The organism is Proteus sp. ZN5 (assembly GCF_011046025.1).
Lineage (GTDB): Bacteria > Pseudomonadota > Gammaproteobacteria > Enterobacterales > Enterobacteriaceae > Proteus.
Genome location: NZ_CP047639.1, coordinates 155,716 through 178,428, shown reverse-complemented (window position 1 = coordinate 178,428; position 22,713 = coordinate 155,716). Strand labels below are relative to the sequence as shown.

Below are 22,713 nucleotides of genomic sequence, written 5' to 3'. Positions count from 1 at the left end.
TTATCAAAAGATATGTGCTATTTACACATATCTTTTGATATAACATATTCACTTGGTGCAAAAATTGATTGTTTATAACAAATATAATACCCCTTAGAGACTAAATCATATCTGACATAAAATGAAAAAAAGAAACTGAAAATAATACCTGCTATTGCCATAATTGCGAGGTAACCAGCTATTTTATTATTCATTTTTTGTATATTTTTCTTATATGCACAAAGAAAACCATAATAGGAAAAATAAAAAGTTAAAGGAACTCCAAAGCAGAGTAATCCAGTTTGAAACGAGAATATTATTTTGTCTTTCATTAAGAAATAATCTATGTAATAAATTATTGAGTAATAAAATCCAAAAATTGATAGAAGTAAGATACAGATAGAAGATAGTATTAAATTAACCGGTTTTATCTCTATTTTTTTTATTTTATCCACGGCTAAGTCTTCCCCATTGTGTGAAAAACTGATCAGGGTGATAAGGTGTTTCAGGTTTCTTTTCTCGATAAGATTTTAGATTTTTAATTATGGTTTCACTGATCTTAAATTCATCATCTAATTTATATAGGGCAACTGCTATCACTAACCCCACAACAAATACACCTAAAGCAACGACTATAACACTTGTTCCTGCCGTTAATGCCGCTGTTACGATACTACCAGTTAGTAAAGTTGTCATTTGCATACTAATAGCCAATTTTGCCATATCCATAGTGATATTTACGAAAAAATTAGTGAGATCATATTCATCTCTAAATATGAGTTCTACAATTCTATAAGCTGCTGAAAATACAATTGCAAAACGTACACCTCCAGCTGAAACGGAATTCATTCCTTGGGTTCCTACTCCCATATATAATACGAGGATTATTTGCTAGGTATCGAGTTGCATTTAAATAAGCTCTAACGCCTGCATGACCTGAAATTCTTATATAAACATTTCCATTTTTACCTACATACTCAGTCGCTGTGATATTGATATTTCTAAACTCATTAACAATTCTTTCGACTCTATATGATTCATAGATATTTCCAGAATATGATGAAGCGATATCACCAATACTAAATAAAGTATCTTTCGATGATTTTTAAGGTGTTGGGGTGGATAAGTTTTTTAGAACATAATCCGCTTCTTCAAGGGTGATAAGTGCCGCAACATTTTCATCATCTTCGGTGTCATTAAGGATCCGCTCAATTCTTTTCTTATTGTTATATTGTTCTTCTCTGTCCCAATCAATAACGGTGGTATCGTATATATAGCCCATATAAAAAGATCCTTTTTTTATAAATTTAAATTAGATTAATAAAATTTATGATTTTATGCAATTAAAAATATCTGCTGTTAGATTAATTAATTAAAAGTTAGCTTAACAACAAGTGTGCTTTTATTTTTTATTATGTAAAATTCTATTTTGATTATTTTTATTATTTACTTTAAGTAGATAGTATCCTTCACTATAAAAGAAGTTATTTTTATATTTTTTATATAAGTAATAAATAAACTGAGGGGATATATAAATCTAATTTTATATATTTATGTTAAAAATATAATTTTTAATATTTTTTGATAATAAGAGAAAATAGTAAGGGAAAAAGCAGTAGCATCCATGCTGACTTACTTTTATAAGTTGGGTTAAAGGTTATTTATAATCCTTGGCAGAGATATTTCATCTCCATATAATCTTCAATACCGTGTTCAGAACCTTCACGACCTAGGCCTGATTGTTTAATACCACCAAATGGTGCAACTTCATTGGAAATTAAACCGGTGTTAATACCCACCATGCCGTATTCTAAATTTTCAGCAACACGCCAAATACGTTGTGGATTTTCACTATAAAAGTAAGCGGCTAAACCATAAATGGTGTTATTAGCTAAATGCACCACTTCATCTTCATTTTCAAAAATAACTAAAGGCGCAACAGGGCCAAATATTTCTTCTTCAAGGATATGGCTATCAGCAGGAACATTACCAACAACGGTAGGTTGGAAGAAGTTCTCACCCGCTTTGTCATTATCTCCACCACAAAGCAATGTTGCACCGCGCTTTAGTGTATCAGCAAGCAATGATTGTGATTTTTCAACAGCTTTACGGTTAATAAGAGGCCCAATAGTGACACCTTCTTCAAAACCATTTCCCACTTTGAGCTTTTTAACTGCGGCAACAAAGCGTTCACTAAATTGTTGATAAACATCTTTATGAATATAAAAACGGTTAGCACAAACACAGGTTTGCCCTGCATTACGGAATTTTGCTCCCATAGCACCTTCAACCGCTTTATCAATATCGGCATCGTTAAATACGATAAATGGTGCATTGCCACCTAATTCCAAAGAGACTTTTTTTACGCTATCTGAACACTGGCGCATTAATAAACGCCCAACACCCGTAGAGCCAGTGAAACTTAATTTGCGAACACGGTTATCAGAGGTAAAGACTTCGCCAATTTTAATGGCATCACCAGTTACAATATTAATAACACCGGCGGGAATACCGGCTTGAGCCGCTAATTCTGCTAAAGCCAATGCAGTATAAGGTGTTTCATTGGCAGGTTTAATCACCATAGTACAACCTGCCGCTAATGCAGGAGCCGCTTTACGGGTGATCATAGCTGCAGGGAAGTTCCAAGGTGTGATAGCAGCACAAACACCGATACCTTGTTTAATTACCATCAAACGTTTATCAGCAGAAGGTGAAGGAATAATTTCACCGTTGGTTCTCTTACCTTGTTCTGCAAACCATTCAATAAAAGAGGCTGCATAAGCAATTTCACCTTCAGCTTCAGCAACAGGTTTACCTTGCTCAAATGTCATTAACTCAGCAAGTTTTCTTTTATTTTCAGTGATTAATCTAAACCAATTTTGCAATAATGCTCCGCGCTGATGTGCTGTGAGTGCACGCCATTTTGGTAAGGCTTTTTGTGCAGCATCAACAGCCATTATTGCTTCTTGTGTTGCCATATTGGGTACAGTACCCAGTAAAATACCCGTGGCAGGATCGACAACATCAACAGTTTCGTTATTTTTAGCATTACACCAAAGACCATCAATATAGCCTTGTTCGCGGAAATAGGGATTCGTCGTTATCTTCACTTAATACCTCTCTGAACACATATATTGATATTTATAAGGCTAGGCAGTTTTGTACCTGTTTATAATTATATGCCTGTGTTGCGATGTTGTGAAAATAAGTATGACAAATGCCAATAAAAAAGCGCCAAAAAGACGATAAATAAGGTCAATTGCTTATGTTTTTTATGAATAATTCCCATTACTCAAGACTGAAGGTTTACGCTGTACCTTACCGCTGTTATTCTTGGATCTAACTTTCATAAAAAACAGGTATTTTTCATGTCAAAACCATCATTTGATTCTATCGAATCACAGGCAAGTTACGGTATTGGTCTGCAAGTCGGTCAACAACTGACTGAATCAGGTCTTCAAGGATTAGAGCCCGCAGCACTGTTAGCTGGCTTGACCGATGCATTAGAAGGTAATGCGCCTTCTGTACCTGTTGAAACATTACACAATGCCTTACGTACTATGCACGAGCGTGCTGAAGCTGTTCGCCAAGAACGCCAAGCAGAGCTGGCTGATGCTGGTAAAATCTTCTTAGAAGAAAATGTGAAAAATGAGGGCGTTCAAGTTACAGAATCTGGCTTACAGTACAAAGTACTGACTGCGGGTGAAGGCGCAATTCCAGCGCGTACTGATCATGTTCGTGTTCACTACACTGGTCGTTTAATTGATGGCACTGTGTTTGATAGCTCAGTTCAACGTGGTCAACCTGCTGAATTCCCAGTAAATGGTGTTATTGCAGGCTGGATTGAAGCATTAACATTAATGCCAGTAGGTTCAAAATGGGAATTATATATTCCTTACCAATTAGCTTATGGCGAACGTGGAGCAGGTGCGGCTATTCCTCCATTCGCAACATTAGTATTTGAAGTAGAATTATTAGAAATTTTATAATTTCTTATTCTGCGGTAAATCAGAGTAAAAAATAGCCGGTTTTGCCGGCTATTTTCGTCTCTGTACTAAAATAAAGAGACAGTAGGGTAATTAATTTTTATAAGAGAAGTTATCTGCTTATAGAAATAAGAGAGGTGCATTATGTTAGAACAAGTCAGCAAATTAGCTCGCCAAGCAGGTACGGCGATAATGCAGATTTATCAGCAATCAGAGCCTATCCAAGTACAGGAAAAAAGTGATAATTCACCTGTTACAGAGGCTGATTTGGCTGCTCACCAAGTTATCAAACAAGGACTTGCTTCTATTGCTCCAGATATACCTCAATTATCTGAAGAAGATCCCCCTGAATGGGAAGTGCGTCGCCATTGGGATCGTTATTGGCTGATTGACCCTCTAGATGGAACTAAAGAATTTATCAGTAAGAATGGTGAGTTTACGGTAAATATCGCTTTAATTGAAAAGGGTATTCCTGTTTTAGGGGTTGTCTATGCCCCTGTTCAAAATGTGTTATATGCAGCGGCAAATAAACAGGCGTGGAAAGAAGTGTGTGGACAACGATTACCTATTCATGCAAGTCGTGCGGAGCCTCCCGTGATTGTGATTAGTCGTTCTCATCAAGATGATGAATTAAAAGAATACCTCTCACAACTTGGCGCACATCAAACCGTTGCTGTTGGTTCATCTTTGAAGTTTTGTTTAGTCGCTGAAGGTAAAGCACAGCTTTATCCTCGCTTTGGGCCTACACATACATGGGATACCGCGGCAGGTCATGCTATTGCGGTTGCGGCGGGCGCACATGTTACTGATTGGAAAGGAGTAACGCTAGATTATTCCCCAAAAGAGTCGCTGATAAATCCAGGATTTAGAGTTTCTATCTTTTAGTACCACTTTACAAAATCGGAGCCCTTTGTTTTATAAGGGCTCTGACACAAAAATTATTCTTTAATTAAATCGTTGATAAGATTGATTGCAGTCGTGATTTCTGCACCACTTAATACACCTTCTTTGACGAAACGAACTTTGCCTTGTTTATCTAAAACAACAATAGCTGAACTCTCTTTTTCTAATCCCCAGCCTTTTAATGCTACACCATCAGCATCAACAATAAATTGTGACCAAGGAAATTCTTTTTTACTGTCTTCAACACTGCCACGAACAAATGGGCCTGTACCAAACACTGCATCATCAGTATTAATAATTGTTGTAGTTTGATAACTGCTATGTGGGAATTTAGCCAGTTTTACGGCTTCAATAAACGGCGCATTCATCTCCTTAGCTTTGCTACGTCCTGCTATATGCTGAACAGTACGTACTTTTCCACTGAGCAGACCACTATTCCAATTTTGGTAGCTAAACTTATCTTTGGTTGTGTCATAAAGTAGCTCACCTTTGTCATTGATTGTGACAGCGGGAAGTACTGTATTTTCAGTGATGTTATGTGCAAATGCCCATGTGGATGTGCTGAGTAAAAGAGCAGCTAAGGTTATTTTGTGCATAGCCATGATCCTATTATTGAAATCGACGTTAGATTCTATTTAAGCATAGAAGCTAATGAAGAATAATACCTCATCATTGATACATTTATTTAACATTGAGTGGGTAAAATAACGCGCAGGCTATCTTTATTTATATTCTTTACTGTCAATAAATGTAAAAACAGATAAGAAAATTAAATAAGTTGAACCTAGTACTTATAATTAGGTCTTTAAATTTGATATACAAAGATAAGTCTTTATGACTTATTAAACTCAACAACGAGCATGGGAGAATAACTGAAAGATGAAAATCTTCAATCGCTATAACCCTGAAAAAATTGCTCTCTACGTTAAGACATTATTTCGTGGACGGTTTTACATCAAAGGAATGGGTGCATTTGAATTCGATTACGGTAAAATTTTATTACCTAAAATAAGAGATAAGCTACATTTTAATGTCATGAGTGAAGTGAACCAGCAGGTCGTTTTACTAAAAGCAGAAATGGGCTAACTTTTATCTGATAGATAACTGAGTCTTTCTCGTGAATATCTTCGATAAGACTCAGTTATTAATTTCGACTTGTTACTTGTTAGCTTACCGTTTTATTCTCATTTGTCTTGATATCGACTTCTGTTGTTGTCTGTATAACAGGAACATGTTCTTGTAAAATAGGCTTAACAGGTGGAATATCATCAACTTTTGTCACAAGTAATTGATCTATTTTGTAATTATCAATATCGACAACTTCAAATTTGTATCCTGAAAACTTTACATAATCAGTGCGTTTGGGAATTTTACGTAAGCGATACATCATAAAACCTGCGATGGTTTCATAGTTACTTGAATCTGGGAAATCGTCGATATCAAGTGCACGCATTACATCATCAATTGGTGTACCACCTTCAACTAACCATGAGTGCTCATCACGACTCACAATTTGCTCTTCTTGCCCCGGTCCAATTAAATCGCCCATTAAAGTTGTCATCACATCATTTAGTGTAATAACACCCATCACCATCGCGTATTCATTAAGGATGATGGCAAAGTCTTCACCGGATGTTTTAAAGCTTTCCAACATATCTGAAAGCGTTAGTGTATCAGGAATAATCAAAGCTTTACGGATATGAACACCTTCATTGAGATTTAAGCTTTGCCCGTTAATAACGCGATTAAGTAACTCTTTAGAATCAACATAACCAATAATATGGTCGATATCACCTTCACAAACGAGAAACTTAGAGTGAGGTTGAGTGGCAATTTTTTCTTTGATGTCGCTTTCAGTTTCTTCACGATCAAAATAGACCACATCTTCTCGAGGAGTCATTGCTGATGGTACGGTACGTGACTCTAATTCAAAAACATTCTCTATCAGTTCATGCTCTTGTTTACGTAAAACCCCAGCAACAGCGCCAGCTTCTACGATGGCAAAAATATCATCAGAAGTAATATCTTCATTTCTTACCATTGGGATTTTAAATAATTTGAAGATGAGATCTGCCATACCATTAAATAACCAAACCAGAGGGCGGAAAAAGGCAAGGCAGAAACGCATTGGGTTCACAATTCTTAATGCGATAGCTTCAGGTTTTATCATACCAATGCGTTTTGGCGTTAAGTCAGCCAATAAAATAAACATGGATGTGACAATAATAAAAGAGCAAATAGATCCAAGCTGTTGCGCTAATGGCTCTTCAAAAAATTGTAGGTAAAAGCTTTTTAACGAAGGAGAGAATGCAGATTCACCGACAATACCCGCTAAGATAGCGACGGCATTTAGTCCAATTTGCACAACGGTAAAAAACATACCTGGCATTTCTTGCATTTTTAATACACGCGCAGCGTTAATATTGCCCTCATCAACAAGTTGTTTGAGTTTAATTCGACGAGAAGCTGCAAGAGAGATTTCAGACAGCGAAAAAAAGGCGCTGATAGCACAAAGCAAAAGCACAATGAGTAAACTATTAAGCATATAAGGCTCACACCACCCCAAGTATTTAATCCAAAGGGCAATACTAGAGTGTTAAAAATAGAAGATAAATCAATATATTGTGATGGAATTATTCACAAAGATAGACAAGAGGGCGTAATTATATCATCGCCCTGCTATTTTCTGCTAGTTTTACTTTTCAGGAGGATAGCAGATACCTATCCCGCCTAATCCACAATAACCTTGTGGGTTTTTATATAAATATTGCTGGTGGTAATCTTCAGCAAAATAAAAAGGGCCCACGGGCTGAATTTCGGTGGTGATTGTTTCAGTTGCGCCTTGAGTATTCATCGCTTGTTGATAACGTTTTTTAGACTCAATAGCTTGCTCATATTGCTCTTCATTAACAGTGTAAATGGCAGAACGGTATTGGCTGCCAATATCATTACCTTGGCGCATACCTTGTGATGGATTGTGATTTTCCCAAAAAAGAGCCAAAAGTTGTGAATAGCTAATCACTGAGGGATCAAAAACAACTCTCACCACTTCACTATGGCCTGTTAAACCTTGGCAAACTTGTTGGTAAGTTGGGTTTTCTGTTACACCACCGCTATAACCTGCACTTGTTGAGTAAACGCCTTGTTGTTGCCAAAACAGACGTTCAACCCCCCAAAAACAGCCCATCGCAAAATAAGCAATGTCCATATTAGCTGGAATATCATTAATAGAATGCCCATTTACAGCATGATTAGCAGATATTTCTAATGGTGTCGAAGTACCCCTTAAGGCATTCTCTGGTTGGTAAGCTTTATGTTGCAAGGTAGACTCCAATTTTTATATTTGTAAACGCTTTACTATGGTAAAGGCTTAATATTGTTATAAACTAAATCTACAATAAAGCTTAAAACAGTTTGTCGTCAATTTATCACATGGATTAAATAATATTGAGGAGAAAACGTGCCGAGATACTCCGTTATCTACGTTCTCTGTCTGTCTTTTATCGCGCCTGTTGCCTATGGGGCAAATTTGCGTTTAAAAGTAGAAGGTTTAGAAGGGCAGCTCGAAAAAAATGCGCGAGTCCAGCTATCAAACATTACAACAGAAGAAGTTGCACCTGACGGGCGTTTTCGTGCGCGTGTTGAAAAGGCAATTCAAGAAGGACTTCGCCCTTTAGGTTATTATCAGCCCAAAGTGACATTTTCTTATGAAGAAAATACACCGCCTGCACGATCTGTATTAACCGCTAAAGTTGAACCGGGTATTCCGATTTTACTGAAAGGCGTTGATGTGGTTCTTGAAGGTGGCGCTAAAACAGATAGCCAATACGCAAAAGTCATTAAAGAAAATACACCTCCTCTTGATAGTGTTTTAAACCATGCAGATTATGAGAAACTCAAAGGATCATTAACAGGGCTTGCCATTCGCCGTGGTTATTTTGATGCAGAAATGCAAAAAAGCCAGTTGGGTGTCTCTTTAGATAATCATGCTTCATATTGGGATTTTGTTTTCGATAGTGGAGAACGCTATCGTTTTGGAAAAGTGAATTACACAGGCTCTCAAATCCGTGAAGACTATCTACAAAATATTGTTCCTTTTAAAGAGGGGCAATATTACGCCTCAGAAGATCTGGCTGAATTTAATCGCCGTTTAGCAGCAACAGGGTGGTTTAACTCTGCGGTTGTGACACCTGATATTGCTAAAGCACGCGCTGATGGCTCTCACTTGTTGCCGATGAGTGCAGTAGTAACACCTCGCTCTCGCAACTATGTTGAGCTTGGTGGGGGGTATGCTACCGATGTTGGCCCTCGCCTTAATATGCAGTGGGATAAGCCTTGGATGAACTCACGAGGTCATAGCTTAACCTCTAATATCAGTGTTTCTCAGCCTGAACAGTCTATTGGTGCCAATTATAAAATTCCACTTAAGGTCAATCCATTAGAGCAATACTATGGTGTTCAGGGCGGTTTTAAACGTACCGATCTGAATGACACCCGTTCTGATACCACAACGCTAAATGTGTCTCGTAACTGGGATATGTCAACAGGTTGGCAATACAGTGTGAATACACGTTGGAGCCTCAGCCACTTTACCCAAGGTGAAGTTACGAATACCACTATGTTGCTTTATCCGGGTGTTACAGCAAGTCGAGTTCGTCAACGAGGCGGTATGATGCCTTCTTGGGGGGATAGCCAACGTTATACATTAGATTATTCCAATAAAATATGGGGCTCTGATGTCGAGTTTGCTGCATTTCAAGCGCAACACGTTTGGATACGTACACCATGGGATGGACACCGTTTTGTGGTAAGAGGTAACTTTGGTTGGATTGAAACCAACGCGTTTGAGCAAGTACCGCCTGAATTACGTTTCTTTGCTGGTGGTGATAGAAGTGTTCGTGGTTTTAAATATCAAAGTATTTCACCAGAAGATAATAAAGGTAATTTAACGGGGGCATCAAGAATGCTAGTAGGATCGTTAGAATATCAATATAACATCACGGGTAACTGGTGGAGTGCTGTCTTTATTGATAGTGGTGAAGCGGTTAATGATTTTACGCGCAGTGATTTTAAAACAGGTGCGGGTGCAGGTGTTCGTTGGGCATCACCAGTTGGTCCAATTAAATTTGATTTAGCTTTACCTGTGAGTGACGTTGATAAACGTAGACTCCAGTTTTATATCGGGTTAGGAGCAGAGTTATGATAAAAAAGTGGTTGAAATGGATTGCGCTAACACTCCTTATCATTATTTTGCTTACATTCGGTGCTGTCGCTTGGATTTTGGGAACACAATCGGGATTGCATTTTGCTATTAATAGCGCAGCTCGTTGGGTTCCTGGCTTAGTTATCAAAGATGTTAGTGGTGGCTGGCAAGATCTGCGTTTAACGGGTGTTGAATATCAAATGCCCGGAGTTGACGTGAACGTGGGTGAATTATCATTAGGATTACGTTTAGCGTGCTTGACGGATAAACAAGTTTGCGTCGATACATTAGGTACACGAGATGTTGTTGTTAATGTTGATACTAGCGCTTTCCCTCCTTCTGAAGAAACACCTCCATCAGAGCCTCTAACAGAGCTTAATGCGCCATTACCTATCTATTTAAATTCACTCTCATTAGAAAATACGCATGTAAAAATTGACGATATGGCAATCTCGTTAGGCGAATTTAAAACGGGTGCGCAGTGGGAAGGTCGCCAAGTTACATTAAATCCAACAATTATTAATGATTTGCTGGTGGCATTACCAAAGACACCAGAAGAAGGGAGTGTTGAAGCAACGGCTCAAGATGTAAAAGAAATTGCAACTGCAAAACCTCAAACTGAGCCCACAACACAAGAAGAAAAAGAACAGGCATTAGCCGAGACAATTAAAGCGATTTTTGCTAAACCATTATTAGCCGAATTACCTGAAATTATTATTCCCGTTGATATTAATATTGAAGGAATTGAAGGTAAGCAATTACAGGTCAGTGGTGATACACCTGTTACGATTAACCAATTATTGTTTGAAGCAAAGACTCAAGGTAAGCAGGTTAATCTCACTAAATTAAATATTGATACACCAGAAGGTGAAGTGAGTTTAAATGGGGGAATTACCCTAGATAAACAGTGGCCTGTTAATTTAGATGTGAATGCGACTGTCCGTGATGTCGCAGGGCTTGAAGATTTTAAAGATCAAAGAGCGACGCTTTCTTTGCAAGGAGCATTACTGGAAGAGCTTAAATTAGCACTTTCTTTAACAGGAACAGTTACAGCAACTTTGGATGCTCAAGCTGAACTGGCAAAACCACACCTTCCTTTAAAACTGACTCTTGAAAGCCAAAAAGTTCGTTGGCCATTAACAGGCGATATACAGTATCAACTTAACGATACTCGATTACGCTTAAATGGTCAGACAGATAACTATGATCTCTCATTACGCTCTGATATTGAAGGTCAGGAGATCCCGCCAGCCAAATTAATGCTGGATGCAAAAGGGAATGAAGAGAAAATAGAGCTGACGCGTTTACGTTTAGCTGCCTTACAAGGTCATGCTGATATCACGGGTGTTGCTGATTGGAGTAAGGCAATTAGCTGGAATGCATTGCTCACTATTTCAGGAATTAATACGGCAAAACAGTACCCTGATATGCCGGCAAAATTAGATGGACGCATTGCCACAACAGGTAGTTTATATGGCGGAAGTTGGCAATTACGTGTTCCTGAAATCACCTTAGATGGAAATATCAAAAATAATCTTATCAAAGCGAGAGGTAATGCTTACGGTAATGATTCTGGCCAATGGAATATTCCTCAGTTAAAACTGATCTTGGGGAAAAATAACCTCGATATTGAAGGGCATTTAGGTGATAAATGGGCATTAGATGCCAATATTAATGCACCGGGATTAAATGGTTTAGTACCTGGATTAGCGGGTGTTATTAAAGGCAAAGTTAATATTCGTGGTGATATTAATACACCTAAGATTATTGCTGATATCAATGCTCATGGCATTAAATGGCAAGATCAAATCGGTGTTGAATCCATCCTTATTAAAGGCGATGTTCAAGCGGATAAAGAAATTGGTGGCAAACTCGCTATTACTGCTCGTCAGTTAAAACAAGCTGATTTAGTTATTCGTAATTTAACGTTGGATGCTGCTGGTACAGAAAAACAGCATAAATTGACGCTAAAAATGGATGGTGAGCCTGTTTCTGGTGGACTGACATTAGCGGGTTCATTCGATAAAGAGAAACAGCAATGGAAAGGAATGCTTAATAATACGGCATTTGATACCCCAGTGGGTGAATGGCGTTTAAATAAAGCCATGGCGTTGAATTTGTTGGCAGAAAAGCAAGAAGTCACCATTGGCTCTCACTGTTGGGTAAACCCAAATGCACAAGTTTGTGTTCCTAAAGCGATAACTGTGGGTGAAAGCGGATCTGCGGCAATTACATTGACGCGTTTTGATCTCGCTATGATCAAACCTTTCTTACCACCAGAGACTTCTGTTCGAGGTGTATTTACTGGCGATGCCACAGCAATATGGAACTCAAAAGGCGAATTACCGAAAGCATCGGTAAATCTAAAAGGGCAAGGTGTTGCAGTAAAACAGAATATCGAAGGTACTATTTTACCGATTGATTTTGATGCTATTACCTTAAATGCAGGCGTTAACAACGGTAAAGCGACATTACAATGGCTGATTAGTATTGCGGGTAATGGTGATATTAAAGGGAATGTGCATGTTGCGGATCTTGAGAAGAAACGCCAATTATCAGGTACGGTGGATATTGATAATCTGACATTAGATTTAATCAAACCATTCTTAGGTAAAGGTGAAATAGCTGAAGGTCGTGTTGGTGCGCAATTACGTTTAGGCGGAAATGCACAATCGCCACTGCTATTTGGTCAATTTGGTATCAATCAATTAAAAGTAGTTGGGCACTGGATCCCGTTTGATATTACGAAAGGGAATGTTGATGTTCAATTCAATGGTGCGACGTCCGATTTAAGCGGTAGAATCGAAACTCCAGAAGGTTACTTAAATCTTACTGGTAATGCCGATTGGCGTAAGTTAGATGAATGGCGCGCAGTGGTGGCCGCTAATGGTAATAAACTAAGGGTGTCATTACCGCCAATGGTGCGTATTGATGTTAATCCTGCTCTCGTCTTTGAGGCAGGTCCTCATTTACTGAAATTAGATGGCCGTATTGATATCCCTTGGGCTCGTATTGTGGTTCAAGAGTTGCCGGAGTCGGCGGTATCGGCATCTTCAGATGAAGTGATGCTGGATAAAAACTTACAGCCTATAGCGCCAAAAGAGACATCGATTCCAATTCAAAGCAATTTAGCGATTAATATTGGTGATGATGTGACACTGGACGCATTTGGTCTTAAAGCCAGATTGACGGGAGCACTTAAAGTAAATCAGAATAAACAAGGACTAGGTTTAAATGGGCAAGTTGATATTCCACGTGGGCAATTCAAAGCTTATGGGCAAGATCTACAAGTCCGTAAGGGACAAATCTTGTTCTCAGGGCCAGTTGATCAACCTTACTTAAATATTGAAGCTATTCGTAATCCTGAAAATACGGCAAATAATGTGATTGCTGGCGTCAGGGTGACTGGGCTTGCAGATAAACCTAAAGTTGAAATTTTCTCTGAACCCGCTTTTACACAGCAAGAAGCGTTATCCTACTTGCTAAGAGGTGAAGGGTTAGATAAAAGTGGTGATGCGGATTCATCACAAATGACGGCAATGCTGATAGGATTAGGCGTTGGTCAAAGTGGTCAGCTTGTAGGACGTATTGGTGAAACCTTTGGTGTTTCTGATTTAGCGCTTGATACACAAGGTGTGGGGGATAACTCACAAGTTGTGGTCAGCGGTAAGATCACAAACGATCTACAAGTGAAGTATGGAGTGGGTATATTTGATTCGCTAGCGACGTTAACCTTACGTTATCGCTTGATGCCCAGGTTGTATTTACAAGCAGTGTCTGGTATGAATCAGGCAATAGATCTGCTTTATCAATTTGAGTTTTAAATTATATGCGAATTATTGTTTATGGTAGTTTACGGCAAAACCAAGGTAACCATCACTGGATGACCTATGCACAGCTTTTAGGTGAGCATAAGTTAGAGGGATATAAACTCTATGATTTAGGGTTTTATCCTGCGGTTATTGAAGGTGAAGGGGAGATAGAGTGCGAAGTCTATCGGATAACGCCTTCTATCTTGACAGAGCTTGATGAATTGAAAAAGAACGATCAGGATTACAAGCGCCAACTGATTTCAACGCCTTATGGCAGTGCTTGGATCTACCTTTATCAAAAGCCTGTTGATGGTTTACGTGAAATAAAATGCGGTGACTGGCTAAAACGTCACGAAGAAGAGTAATCGGTTAAATTTACCTCTTACTGAAAGATGTCTGAAAACGGCTTGATAGTGATATCGAGCCGTTTTTATATGAGAAATAACTAAATGCTTATTTTTCAAAAATATAGGAGAGGCGTGCTTCTTTATATAGATTAAGTCGCATTCGTCTCGCTTTATCTATTTCATTTTCAGCCAATAATGGTCTAATTTTTTTCTGATAAACTTGAATACTCGTTTCACCTGTATGGTGTTGATATCCCACTTCATGGCTACGCCATTTTTTATTAATAATTACTTCTTGAATATAAAAAGGATCTGAATTGTTTCGGATTTCATTGTCTAATTTGATCCGTAATTCTTTTTTTATTTGTTGATAATCAGGATGGTGACTGAGGTTTTGGGTTTCACCTCGATCATTAACCATATCGTAGAGTTCTTCTTCTTCATCTTCTTTGTAAATAATATATTTAAAGTTTTCTGTTCTTAACATTCTAGCTGGTTGGACATCGACATTTCGGTCAGTATTCCAGTGGCAAATGACACTATTTCTCCATTCTTTCACTGTCTTTCCGGTTAATAACGGGTACAGAGAGCGACCATAAATATTTTTAGGGTAATCAATTCCGATATAATCACAGAGAGTGGGTAATAAATCACAAAGGGATATTAATTCATGTTTTAAAGCGCCAGATTGAATACCCGGCCCTGAAAATGCAAAAGGCACATTTGTCGATTCTTCATAAAACCAATTCATTTTAGCGACTAATCGGTGTGCTCCCATTGCATCACCATGGTCAGAGAAGAAGACAATAAGCGTATCTTCCCAATACCCACTCTTTTTTAATGCATTGATAACTTGTCCTATATAACTATCTACCAATTCAGTAAAATAGTAATAGGCTTTGAGATATTGCTGGAAATTTCTCTCATTCCATTTCCCTGATTGCATAACTCTGTTATGTGTACAGCAAGCGTATTGAATAGCTTTAGGTCTATTTTTAAGGTCATCAGCAGTGTCAAAATTATCAAGTAAAGGTGGCAATTGTCCGATATTTTCGATGTCACCATGCTCACCCGCAAAATTTCCTGTCCATCCATTTATATTGTGTGGATTATTAAATTCAACGGCTAATAAAAATGGCTTTTTTTCCTCTCTTTTGGGGAGTAAATTGATATATTTCAGGCTTTCTTCTAAACAATACACATCTTCTTTCGTATCATAATCAACAGGAAAGGCGGGGTGAGCATTAAATTCTTTTTCTATTTGAGGCGCACAATCAAATCCTTCTAATGAGCCATAATCATGCTGTTTTCCAAAATGTTTACACTCATATCCCACTTGTGAAAACAACGTTCCTAATGTGGGCATTGTTTCTGGTATGTTTGGACTGTCATTGGAAATAATGCCTGTCTGGTGTGGTAATTTTCCAGTCCAAAAACAAGCCCTTGAAGGAGCACATAAGGGATAAGCACAATACGCATTATGGAAACTTGTTCCCGTATTTAAAATCGAGTCGATAACGGGAGTTTTTACCTCTTTGTTGCCATAAGCAGAGATACCTCGCTTTGCTAATTGGTCTGCGGTAATAATTAAAATATTCTTAGGGTTTCTAGGTGTATTTAATGGGGTTATATACTCTTTTGTTGATGAGGATAATGCAGATAGTGGTGAAACCAGTGATAATCCTGTCGCACCCACGGCTGCACCCTTTAACAAATCTCGACGTGTTATAGACATTTTAACCTCTCTTATTCATTAGATATGGCAGTAACATAGATTAAAAAATCTTCAGTTTCTTTTGGGTTGATCACACGAAGTTAATCGAAGATGCTTTCGAAAGCATTCGAAAGTTAATATTTGTGATTTAAAGAGGGTAATTTATCTATGATGAACAAAAGAGAACATAAGAAGTAAGAACAAGTAGGGAAGAAAGTGGATTTTAATTCATTAAATTTTAAGGCACACTTTTTAACTTAAAATAGGGGGTTAAAAGATGAAGAAATAAAAGGCAAATAAACCTAATACTAGGGTGTTATTTGCCTTGTAATATCTTGATTTACTCAAGGATTATTTTTTAGCGCGTTCGAAAGAAGACAGGATTTCAGCTTTAGCTGATTCTACGCCTTCCCAACCGTCAACTTTAACCCATTTGCCCGTTTCTAAATCTTTGTAGTGTTCAAAGAAATGTTTGATCTGTGCTTTTAACAGTTCTGGCAGATCGTTCACATCTTTAATGTGATCATATTCTTTGCTCAGTTTAGTGTGTGGAACTGCAACGAGTTTCGCATCTTCACCTGATTCGTCAGTCATTTTCAGTACGCCAACAGGACGGCAACGAATAACTGAACCTGGTTGTAATGGGTATGGAGTTGGAACCAGAACGTCTACTGGGTCACCATCTAAAGATAACGTGTTGTTGATGTAACCGTAGTTGCATGGGTAGAACATTGCAGTTGACATAAAACGGTCAACAAACAGTGCGCCACTTTCTTTATCAACTTCGTATTTGATAGGATCAGCATTTGCTGGGATTTCAATAACAACATAGATATCTTCTGGTAGTTCTTTACCAGCAGGAACATGATTCAGGCTCATAAAAAATTTCCTATAAAAAAATTAATTTTACGTGGCCTGTAGTATAGCGAAAAGTTTTTAACAATACCCGTTTTTTGCCGAACATGTTGCGTTCTGACGTAAAAATAAGCAGCAAATAAAAGAAAGTACTATTTTCAAAGATGAAAAAACCGGACGAATAAGAAGTCCGGTTTATCTATGTCAGTGCTAAACGAATGGATTATTCTTCGTCTGGATATTGCGCCATAAAGCTTTCAGCTTGTTCAACCATCGATTTAGTACCTACGAAGAAAGGCATACGTTGGTGAAGTTCTTTTGGTTCGATATCTAGAATACGCTCTTTACCGTTACTTGCTTTACCGCCAGCTTGTTCGGCTAAGAACGCCATTGGATTGCATTCATAGAGTAAACGTAATTTACCAGTAGGGTGGCTTGCAGTACTTGGATAAATATAAATCCCCCCCTTCAGTAAGTTGCGGTGAAAATCAGCCACTAAAGAACCAATATAACGTGTGGTATAAGGGCGATTTGTTGCTGCGTCTTGTTCTTGGCAATACTTAATGTATTTTTTTACACCTAATGGGAATTTGATGTAGTTACCTTCATTGATTGAGTACATATTTCCTGTTGGTGGGAAATGTACGCTTTCATGAGATAAACAGAATACACCTAAAGATGGATCGTAAGTAAAGGCATGAACACCACAACCTGTCGTATAAACTAACATGGTTGATGAGCCATAAACGACATAGCCCGCTGCGACTTGACGATGACCTGGTTGTAAGAAGTCATCTAAAGTGACAGATTGACCAATTGGTGTAATACGGTGGTAAATAGAGAAAATTGTTCCGACGGAAACGTTTACATCAATATTCGACGAACCGTCTAAAGGATCCATTAGTACAACATACTTAGCATTTTCAGCACGATCACCTTCAAAGATAACAATATCATCTTCTTCTTCTGATCCGATACCCGCAACTTCACCACGCGCTTTTAATGCAGCTTTTAGTTTCTCATTCGCGTAAAGATCCAGTTTCATCTGGGCTTCACCTTGAACATTAGAAACACCGTTAGTACCAAGAATATCGACTAACCCTGCTTTGTTAATATCACGGTGGATAATTTTAGCCCCAAGCTTAATTGCTGAAAGTAGTGCAGTAAGTTCACCAGTTGCATGGGGAAAATCTTGTTGTTTCTCGACGATAAATTCGCCTAATGTTTTCATGACGCAGGTCCTGAATGTGAGTGGGTAAAGTAAAAAAGGAGAAAAATCTCCTTGGTGGTGGCAAGTTTAGCCAAAGAATCGGATGATTCAAAGGTTAATCCGTTTCTTATCTGCTTTTTGATCGTTAGAATAGTGACCAACTTCATGCTATTGGACAGAAATTCATGCACATTCATATTCTTGGTATTTGTGGCACCTTTATGGGAAGTCTTGCCATTCTCGCTAGAGCAAAGGGACATAAAGTCACCGGCTCAGACGCTAATGTCTATCCACCCATGAGTACTTTATTAGAAAATCAGGGAATTGAACTGATTGAGGGATATGACCCAAAACAATTAGAACCTGCCCCTGACATGGTGATTATTGGTAATGCGATGACACGAGGAAATCCTTGTGTTGAAGCTGTACTTGAAAAAGGTTTGCCTTATACCTCTGGCCCTCAGTGGTTACATGATTATATTTTACCTGAACGCTGGGTGTTAGCCGTTGCCGGAACTCATGGCAAGACAACAACAGCGGGTATGCTGGCTTGGGTTTTAGAAGACTGTGGTTATAAACCGGGATTTTTAATTGGTGGTGTACCAGGTAACTTCCAAGTATCTGCACAGTTAGGTGAAAGCCCTTTCTTTGTGATTGAAGCAGATGAATATGACAGTGCTTTTTTTGATAAACGCTCTAAATTTGTTCATTACTCTCCACGCACATTGATTTTAAATAATCTTGAATTCGATCACGCTGATATTTTTGATGATTTAGCGGCAATTCAAAAACAATTTCATCATTTAGTTCGTATCGTCCCGGGTACTGGAAAAATCATCATGCCTGATAACGATATGAATTTAAAACAGACCATTGGAATGGGATGTTGGAGTGAACAAGAATTCACAGGTGAAACTGGAGATTGGCAAGCTAAAAAACTCAGTAATGACAGTAGTCATTTTGAGGTATTCCACAAAGGTGAGCGAGTCGGAGAGGTGTGTTGGGGACTTTCTGGTGAACACAACATGCAAAATGGCTTAATGGCGATTGTTGCAGCGCACCACGTTGGTGTTTTACCTGCGGATGCTTGTGAAGCATTAGATAAGTTTATTAATGCGCGTCGTCGCTTAGAGCTACGTGGTGAAGTTAACCAAGTCTGTGTTTATGATGACTTTGCACATCATCCCACAGCGATTTTGGCAACGCTTGAAGCGTTACGCAGTAAAGTCGGTGGAACAGCTCGTATTATTGCAGTGTTAGAGCCTCGCTCAAATACCATGAAAATGGGAATTAGCAAGGATGATATCGCACCTGCATTAGGTCGTGCTGATGAAGTCTTTTTATTCCAGCCACCTAATATTCAATGGCTAGTAAGTGATATTGCAGAGCACTGTGTGCAACCGGCTCGCTGGAGTACAGATTTGGATACATTAGTCGATATGATTGCGAAAGAAGCTCAAGCGGGCGATCATATTTTGATTATGAGCAATGGTGGTTTTGGTGGTATTCATGAAAAACTACTCGCAAAATTAGCACAGCCTAAAGATTCTGATAGTCAGTATTAAAAATAAATAAGCCACTGAAAATTCAGTGGCTTATTTTTTGAAGCTATAGAAAGGCTAATTATAATTCTTGATCAAAAAGATTCAGAATAGCGTCTCGTAATTCTTCTGTAGAAAATCCCGGTGCCGGTGTTGAAAAAATAGTGTCATCACCCGCGATACTACCAAGGATACCTTCTGCTTTGCCTAATGAGTCTAATAAACGTGCAATAAGTTGTGCTGCGCCTGGACTCGTTCTTATCACCACAACAGAATGGTTATGGTCGATATCGAGTACCAGATTTTTTAATGGGCTGCTTGCTGTTGGTACGCCAAGCTCAGTAGGAAGGCAATAGACCATTTCCATTTTGGCGTTACGGGTTCTTACTGCACCAAATTTTGTTAGCATACGAGAGATTTTGGACTGATTAATATTATCAAATCCAGCCTCTTGTAATGCAGTCACAATCTCGCCTTGTGAACTGAATTTTTCTTCTTTCAGCAGGGCTTTAAACGCTTTAACCAAGTCTTCTTGCTTAGAAGGAACGCGCATAGTTCACCTTTAGTGAGTTATCAATAACCTGTGTATTATGCAGAGAAGTGAATTTTTATGCAACATAAGACGAAGAAAGACGAGTGATAGCCTCCTCAAAATTGTAAAGTAGAATGTACTGCAAAAAAATTTATTTACAGTGCAGGAATGTGATAATTTAAAGAAAGTAAAATATTTGTTAAATAAATGATAAGCTTAAATGGTTATCACAAGGATGATGGTGTACTTAACACTTTGCCATATTTATTGAAATTATTTATCAAAAGAGTGCCCACTATCTCATTAACAGATAAGCAATTTGTTTAGAATAACCAAAGTATTATTTTTCACTGAAAATGCCTTATTATGCAATGTTGCTGTTAAATAATTGTTTTTTAAAAGGTGAATTGCGTAATAGTGAGTATCTCGAAGGCGTTCCACTATCTCGTAAACTAAGGAGTATCAGAATGAAAGTAGCAGTTCTCGGTGCAGCAGGTGGTATTGGTCAGGCACTGGCACTTCTTCTTAAAAATCAGCTTCCAGCTGGTAGTGAACTCTCTTTATATGATATCGCTCCCGTCACACCGGGTGTCGCAGCCGACTTAAGCCATATCCCGACTCAAGTTACTGTAAAAGGTTTTGCGGGTGAAGATCCTTCTCCTGCGCTAAAAGGCGCTGATGTTGTTCTGATTTCTGCGGGCGTTGCTCGTAAACCAGGCATGGATCGTTCAGATCTTTTCAATGTTAACGCAGGTATTGTGCGTAACTTAATTGAAAAGGTTGCACAAAATTGCCCGAAAGCACTTATCGGTATCATTACTAACCCAGTGAATACAACTGTTGCTATTGCAGCAGAAGTGCTTAAGAAAGCAGGCGTTTACGATAAAAAACGTCTTTTCGGTATCACCACTCTCGATATTATTCGCGCCAATACCTTTGTTGCTGAGCTAAAAGGTAAAGATCCACAAAAAATCAACGTTCCTGTGATTGGTGGACACTCTGGTGTGACTATTCTTCCTCTATTATCTCAAGTTGATGGCGTTTCATTTACTGATGACGAAGTTGCAGCACTGACTAAACGTATTCAAAACGCAGGTACTGAGGTTGTTGAAGCAAAAGCGGGTGGCGGATCAGCAACATTATCTATGGGTCAAGCAGCCGCTCGTTTTGGTCTTTCATTAATTCGCGCTTTAAATGGCGAGAAAAATGTTATTGAATGCACTTATACAGAAGGCGACGGAGAATATGCCCGTTTCTTTGCACAACCTATTCTTTTAGGTAAAAACGGTGTAGAGGAATATTTATCTATTGGTAAATTAAGTGATTTTGAAAAGCAATCTCTTAATGGCATGTTAGATGTATTGAAAAAAGATATAATTCTTGGTGAAGAATTTATTAATAAATAAAGAAATACTTTTTTTGCTATAAAAATAATGCAAATTTAAATAAAAACCGCTGATACTATATCAGCGGTTTTTTTTATTATGGGCTTTAGCCAGTTTAAGTCGCGTCAGCGTCTTAAATATAAAACCACCCGCTATGCGGGTGGGTATTAAAGGTTATACCAAGAAAAACACCTTTCCGTTACGATATAGATGTTCAAGCTAATATTCGTAACTTAAATAAGGAAAGGTGTTTATGGGCATTAAAGCACAAAGCTCAGCACATACAAAGTGGCTGTGTAAATACCATATCGTCTTTTCGCCGAAATATAGACGGAAAGTGATTTTTAATAAAATTCGTTCAAGTATAGGTGAAATCCTTCGAGACCTTTGTAAATATAAAGGTGTGGAAATAATCGAAGGGCATCTTATGCCAGATCATGTTCATATGTTAGTGAGTATTCCACCGAAGATATGCGTATCAAGTTTCATGGGATATTTGAAAGGTAAAAGTTCGTTGATGATCTTTGATAGACATGCCAATCTCAAATATAAATTTGGCAACAGAAAGTTTTGGGCGGAAGGGTTCTATGTCACAACAGTTGGACTCAATGAAGCCACAATTCAAAAGTATATCAGAGAGCAAGAAAAGTCGGATTTAATCTCGGATAAATTGAGCAGTAAAGAATATGAAAACCCCTTCAAGGGGTAAGCCAAAGTAGCAAAGACACTTAGCTTGAACGAAGAGAAAGCAGCGTCATTTAGGCGCAGTCGGTAACAAGCCCTTATAGGGCAAGAGCAAACCACCCGTTTTACGGGTGGTTATGATTAATTATAATGTCTGTAATTATTAGTTAATTATTAGTTTTGGTACGAATCTTTCGTTCAAGTAATTCTCCTGTTTCAGGATGAAAATAACGGCTAGGCCAAATTTCACTAGGAGCTACACCAAGATAATCAGCAATGATTTTCTCTCCTTTCGGCCAAGGGCGCGACAGCGCATTAGCGAGTGTAGAAGAGCTTAAGCCTGCTTGGCGCGAGATAGCAGCAAGTGTTGTTCCTCGTTTTCTAAGTGCGGCAATAATATCGGCAGGATGCCAATCAGATTTCCTTGAAATCATTTTTAATCCTTTTTCTATAAAATTGATTGCTGTGTTAGTGGTATAAATAACAGTTTATTAGAAATATCCTAAAGCATTTAAACTGATTATTTAGAAAATAAAATAACATTATTTTTCTAAAAAGATTT

General features: G+C 38.2%; 21 protein-coding genes. 9 read left to right on the top strand and 12 right to left on the bottom strand.

All coding sequences use genetic code 11. The features are described 5' to 3' along the window. Positions 1-17: 17 nt before the first annotated feature. The 4 genes from GTK47_RS00845 to GTK47_RS00835 all read right to left on the bottom strand — a co-directional run bounded on the left by GTK47_RS00845 (position 18) and on the right by GTK47_RS00835 (position 3,089). The gene (locus GTK47_RS00845) at positions 18-434 is read right to left on the bottom strand and encodes a DUF1240 domain-containing protein (RefSeq protein WP_228766721.1); all 417 of its coding nucleotides are present in this window, start codon (positions 432-434) and stop codon (positions 18-20) included. Then, positions 427-828: a hypothetical protein gene (locus GTK47_RS20445; RefSeq protein ID WP_241256056.1), complete on the bottom strand. Its 402-nt coding sequence runs from the start codon at positions 826-828 to the stop codon at positions 427-429. Before GTK47_RS20445 ends, GTK47_RS00845 begins: the two co-directional genes overlap by 8 nt. A 256-nt stretch (positions 829-1,084) precedes the next feature. Further along, positions 1,085-1,261: a hypothetical protein gene (locus GTK47_RS20440; RefSeq protein ID WP_241256055.1), complete on the bottom strand. Its 177-nt coding sequence runs from the start codon at positions 1,259-1,261 to the stop codon at positions 1,085-1,087. A 379-nt stretch (positions 1,262-1,640) separates the two neighbouring features. Next, positions 1,641-3,089 carry an NAD-dependent succinate-semialdehyde dehydrogenase gene (locus tag GTK47_RS00835; RefSeq protein ID WP_165121840.1) on the bottom strand — a complete coding sequence of 483 codons (1,449 nt, stop codon included), beginning with the start codon at positions 3,087-3,089 and terminating at the stop codon, positions 1,641-1,643. A 258-nt stretch (positions 3,090-3,347) separates the two neighbouring features. Here GTK47_RS00835 and GTK47_RS00830 point away from each other — a divergent pair, with 258 nt between their 5' ends. Both GTK47_RS00830 and cysQ read left to right on the top strand, forming a co-directional pair. Beyond that, entirely contained in the window at positions 3,348-3,968 is a 621-nt protein-coding gene (locus GTK47_RS00830; RefSeq protein ID WP_036939421.1) for a peptidylprolyl isomerase, read from the top strand. 141 nt (positions 3,969-4,109) lie between these two features. Further along, the gene (cysQ, locus tag GTK47_RS00825; protein ID WP_165121839.1) at positions 4,110-4,850 is read left to right on the top strand and encodes a 3'(2'),5'-bisphosphate nucleotidase CysQ; all 741 of its coding nucleotides are present in this window, start codon (positions 4,110-4,112) and stop codon (positions 4,848-4,850) included. Positions 4,851-4,903: 53 nt separating this feature from the next. On the opposite strand, the gene GTK47_RS00820 is transcribed toward cysQ, so the two are convergent. Further along, positions 4,904-5,464 (bottom strand): YtfJ family protein, encoded by a 561-nt coding sequence (locus tag GTK47_RS00820; RefSeq protein WP_109394691.1) that lies wholly within the window; start codon positions 5,462-5,464, stop codon positions 4,904-4,906. 283 nt (positions 5,465-5,747) lie between these two features. On the opposite strand from GTK47_RS00820, the gene GTK47_RS00815 reads away from it, so the two are divergent. Continuing rightward, complete coding sequence (locus GTK47_RS00815; protein ID WP_006535730.1) at positions 5,748-5,954, top strand: DUF1107 domain-containing protein; 207 nt, start codon at positions 5,748-5,750, stop codon at positions 5,952-5,954. 79 nt (positions 5,955-6,033) lie between these two features. On the opposite strand, the gene GTK47_RS00810 is transcribed toward GTK47_RS00815, so the two are convergent. Together GTK47_RS00810 and msrA are read right to left on the bottom strand one after the other, a co-directional pair. Then, positions 6,034-7,413, bottom strand: a complete 1,380-nt coding sequence (locus tag GTK47_RS00810; protein ID WP_109394689.1) for a hemolysin family protein — start codon at positions 7,411-7,413, stop codon at positions 6,034-6,036. A gap of 150 nt (positions 7,414-7,563) precedes the next feature. Further along, positions 7,564-8,190 carry a peptide-methionine (S)-S-oxide reductase MsrA gene (gene msrA, locus GTK47_RS00805; RefSeq protein ID WP_206535873.1) on the bottom strand — a complete coding sequence of 209 codons (627 nt, stop codon included), beginning with the start codon at positions 8,188-8,190 and terminating at the stop codon, positions 7,564-7,566. Between the two features lie 138 nt (positions 8,191-8,328). On the opposite strand from msrA, the gene GTK47_RS00800 reads away from it, so the two are divergent. Genes GTK47_RS00800 through GTK47_RS00790 form a run of 3 tightly spaced genes read left to right on the top strand, consistent with a single transcriptional unit; the run spans position 8,329 to position 14,248 of the window. Then, on the top strand, positions 8,329-10,071 hold the full coding sequence (locus tag GTK47_RS00800) for an autotransporter assembly complex family protein (RefSeq protein WP_165121837.1): 1,743 nt from the start codon (positions 8,329-8,331) through the stop codon (positions 10,069-10,071). Beyond that, on the top strand, positions 10,071-13,895 hold the full coding sequence (locus GTK47_RS00795) for a translocation/assembly module TamB domain-containing protein (RefSeq protein ID WP_165126418.1): 3,825 nt from the start codon (positions 10,071-10,073) through the stop codon (positions 13,893-13,895). The genes GTK47_RS00800 and GTK47_RS00795 overlap by 1 nt, the downstream gene beginning before the upstream one ends. A gap of 5 nt (positions 13,896-13,900) precedes the next feature. Further along, positions 13,901-14,248, top strand: coding sequence for a gamma-glutamylcyclotransferase (locus tag GTK47_RS00790; RefSeq protein WP_165121836.1), 348 nt, complete (start codon positions 13,901-13,903; stop codon positions 14,246-14,248). Positions 14,249-14,336: 88 nt separating this feature from the next. Here the strand turns inward: GTK47_RS00790 and GTK47_RS00785 are convergent, their stop codons facing one another. The 3 genes from GTK47_RS00785 to fbp all read right to left on the bottom strand — a co-directional run bounded on the left by GTK47_RS00785 (position 14,337) and on the right by fbp (position 18,030). Beyond that, complete coding sequence (locus GTK47_RS00785) at positions 14,337-15,965, bottom strand: sulfatase-like hydrolase/transferase (protein ID WP_165121835.1); 1,629 nt, start codon at positions 15,963-15,965, stop codon at positions 14,337-14,339. A gap of 330 nt (positions 15,966-16,295) precedes the next feature. After that, positions 16,296-16,823 carry an inorganic diphosphatase gene (ppa, locus tag GTK47_RS00780; RefSeq protein ID WP_075672808.1) on the bottom strand — a complete coding sequence of 176 codons (528 nt, stop codon included), beginning with the start codon at positions 16,821-16,823 and terminating at the stop codon, positions 16,296-16,298. A 199-nt stretch (positions 16,824-17,022) separates the two neighbouring features. Next, on the bottom strand, positions 17,023-18,030 hold the full coding sequence (fbp, locus tag GTK47_RS00775; RefSeq protein ID WP_023583589.1) for a class 1 fructose-bisphosphatase: 1,008 nt from the start codon (positions 18,028-18,030) through the stop codon (positions 17,023-17,025). Positions 18,031-18,194: 164 nt separating this feature from the next. On the opposite strand from fbp, the gene mpl reads away from it, so the two are divergent. Beyond that, positions 18,195-19,574 (top strand): UDP-N-acetylmuramate:L-alanyl-gamma-D-glutamyl-meso-diaminopimelate ligase, encoded by a 1,380-nt coding sequence (gene mpl / locus GTK47_RS00770; protein WP_165121834.1) that lies wholly within the window; start codon positions 18,195-18,197, stop codon positions 19,572-19,574. Between the two features lie 58 nt (positions 19,575-19,632). Here mpl and argR read toward each other — a convergent pair whose 3' ends face one another. Beyond that, positions 19,633-20,103, bottom strand: coding sequence for a transcriptional regulator ArgR (gene argR / locus GTK47_RS00765; RefSeq protein WP_006535714.1), 471 nt, complete (start codon positions 20,101-20,103; stop codon positions 19,633-19,635). 446 nt (positions 20,104-20,549) lie between these two features. Between argR and mdh the strand changes: the two genes are divergently transcribed. Together mdh and tnpA are read left to right on the top strand one after the other, a co-directional pair. Next, positions 20,550-21,488, top strand: a complete 939-nt coding sequence (gene mdh / locus GTK47_RS00760; protein ID WP_165121833.1) for a malate dehydrogenase — start codon at positions 20,550-20,552, stop codon at positions 21,486-21,488. A 232-nt stretch (positions 21,489-21,720) separates the two neighbouring features. Next, entirely contained in the window at positions 21,721-22,176 is a 456-nt protein-coding gene (gene tnpA / locus GTK47_RS00755; protein WP_165121832.1) for an IS200/IS605 family transposase, read from the top strand. Between the two features lie 142 nt (positions 22,177-22,318). Here the strand turns inward: tnpA and GTK47_RS00750 are convergent, their stop codons facing one another. After that, the gene (locus tag GTK47_RS00750) at positions 22,319-22,585 is read right to left on the bottom strand and encodes a helix-turn-helix transcriptional regulator (RefSeq protein WP_075672811.1); all 267 of its coding nucleotides are present in this window, start codon (positions 22,583-22,585) and stop codon (positions 22,319-22,321) included. Positions 22,586-22,713 lie beyond the last annotated feature (128 nt).

What these genes read in the sequence shown, in the direction of transcription:
- GTK47_RS20445 (WP_241256056.1), bottom strand. Translation starts at nt 828, where the DNA reads ATGAATTCCGTTTCAGCTGGAGGTGTACGTTTTGCAATTGTATTTTCA.
- GTK47_RS20440 (WP_241256055.1), bottom strand. Translation starts at nt 1,261, where the DNA reads ATGGGCTATATATACGATACCACCGTTATTGATTGGGACAGAGAAGAA.
- GTK47_RS00830 (WP_036939421.1), top strand. Translation starts at nt 3,348, where the DNA reads ATGTCAAAACCATCATTTGATTCTATCGAATCACAGGCAAGTTACGGT.
- cysQ (WP_165121839.1), top strand. Translation starts at nt 4,110, where the DNA reads ATGTTAGAACAAGTCAGCAAATTAGCTCGCCAAGCAGGTACGGCGATA.
- GTK47_RS00820 (WP_109394691.1), bottom strand. Translation starts at nt 5,464, where the DNA reads ATGCACAAAATAACCTTAGCTGCTCTTTTACTCAGCACATCCACATGG.
- GTK47_RS00815 (WP_006535730.1), top strand. Translation starts at nt 5,748, where the DNA reads ATGAAAATCTTCAATCGCTATAACCCTGAAAAAATTGCTCTCTACGTT.
- GTK47_RS00810 (WP_109394689.1), bottom strand. Translation starts at nt 7,413, where the DNA reads ATGCTTAATAGTTTACTCATTGTGCTTTTGCTTTGTGCTATCAGCGCC.
- GTK47_RS00790 (WP_165121836.1), top strand. Translation starts at nt 13,901, where the DNA reads ATGCGAATTATTGTTTATGGTAGTTTACGGCAAAACCAAGGTAACCAT.
- GTK47_RS00785 (WP_165121835.1), bottom strand. Translation starts at nt 15,965, where the DNA reads ATGTCTATAACACGTCGAGATTTGTTAAAGGGTGCAGCCGTGGGTGCG.
- ppa (WP_075672808.1), bottom strand. Translation starts at nt 16,823, where the DNA reads ATGAGCCTGAATCATGTTCCTGCTGGTAAAGAACTACCAGAAGATATC.
- fbp (WP_023583589.1), bottom strand. Translation starts at nt 18,030, where the DNA reads ATGAAAACATTAGGCGAATTTATCGTCGAGAAACAACAAGATTTTCCC.
- mpl (WP_165121834.1), top strand. Translation starts at nt 18,195, where the DNA reads ATGCACATTCATATTCTTGGTATTTGTGGCACCTTTATGGGAAGTCTT.
- argR (WP_006535714.1), bottom strand. Translation starts at nt 20,103, where the DNA reads ATGCGCGTTCCTTCTAAGCAAGAAGACTTGGTTAAAGCGTTTAAAGCC.
- mdh (WP_165121833.1), top strand. Translation starts at nt 20,550, where the DNA reads ATGAAAGTAGCAGTTCTCGGTGCAGCAGGTGGTATTGGTCAGGCACTG.
- tnpA (WP_165121832.1), top strand. Translation starts at nt 21,721, where the DNA reads ATGGGCATTAAAGCACAAAGCTCAGCACATACAAAGTGGCTGTGTAAA.
- GTK47_RS00750 (WP_075672811.1), bottom strand. Translation starts at nt 22,585, where the DNA reads ATGATTTCAAGGAAATCTGATTGGCATCCTGCCGATATTATTGCCGCA.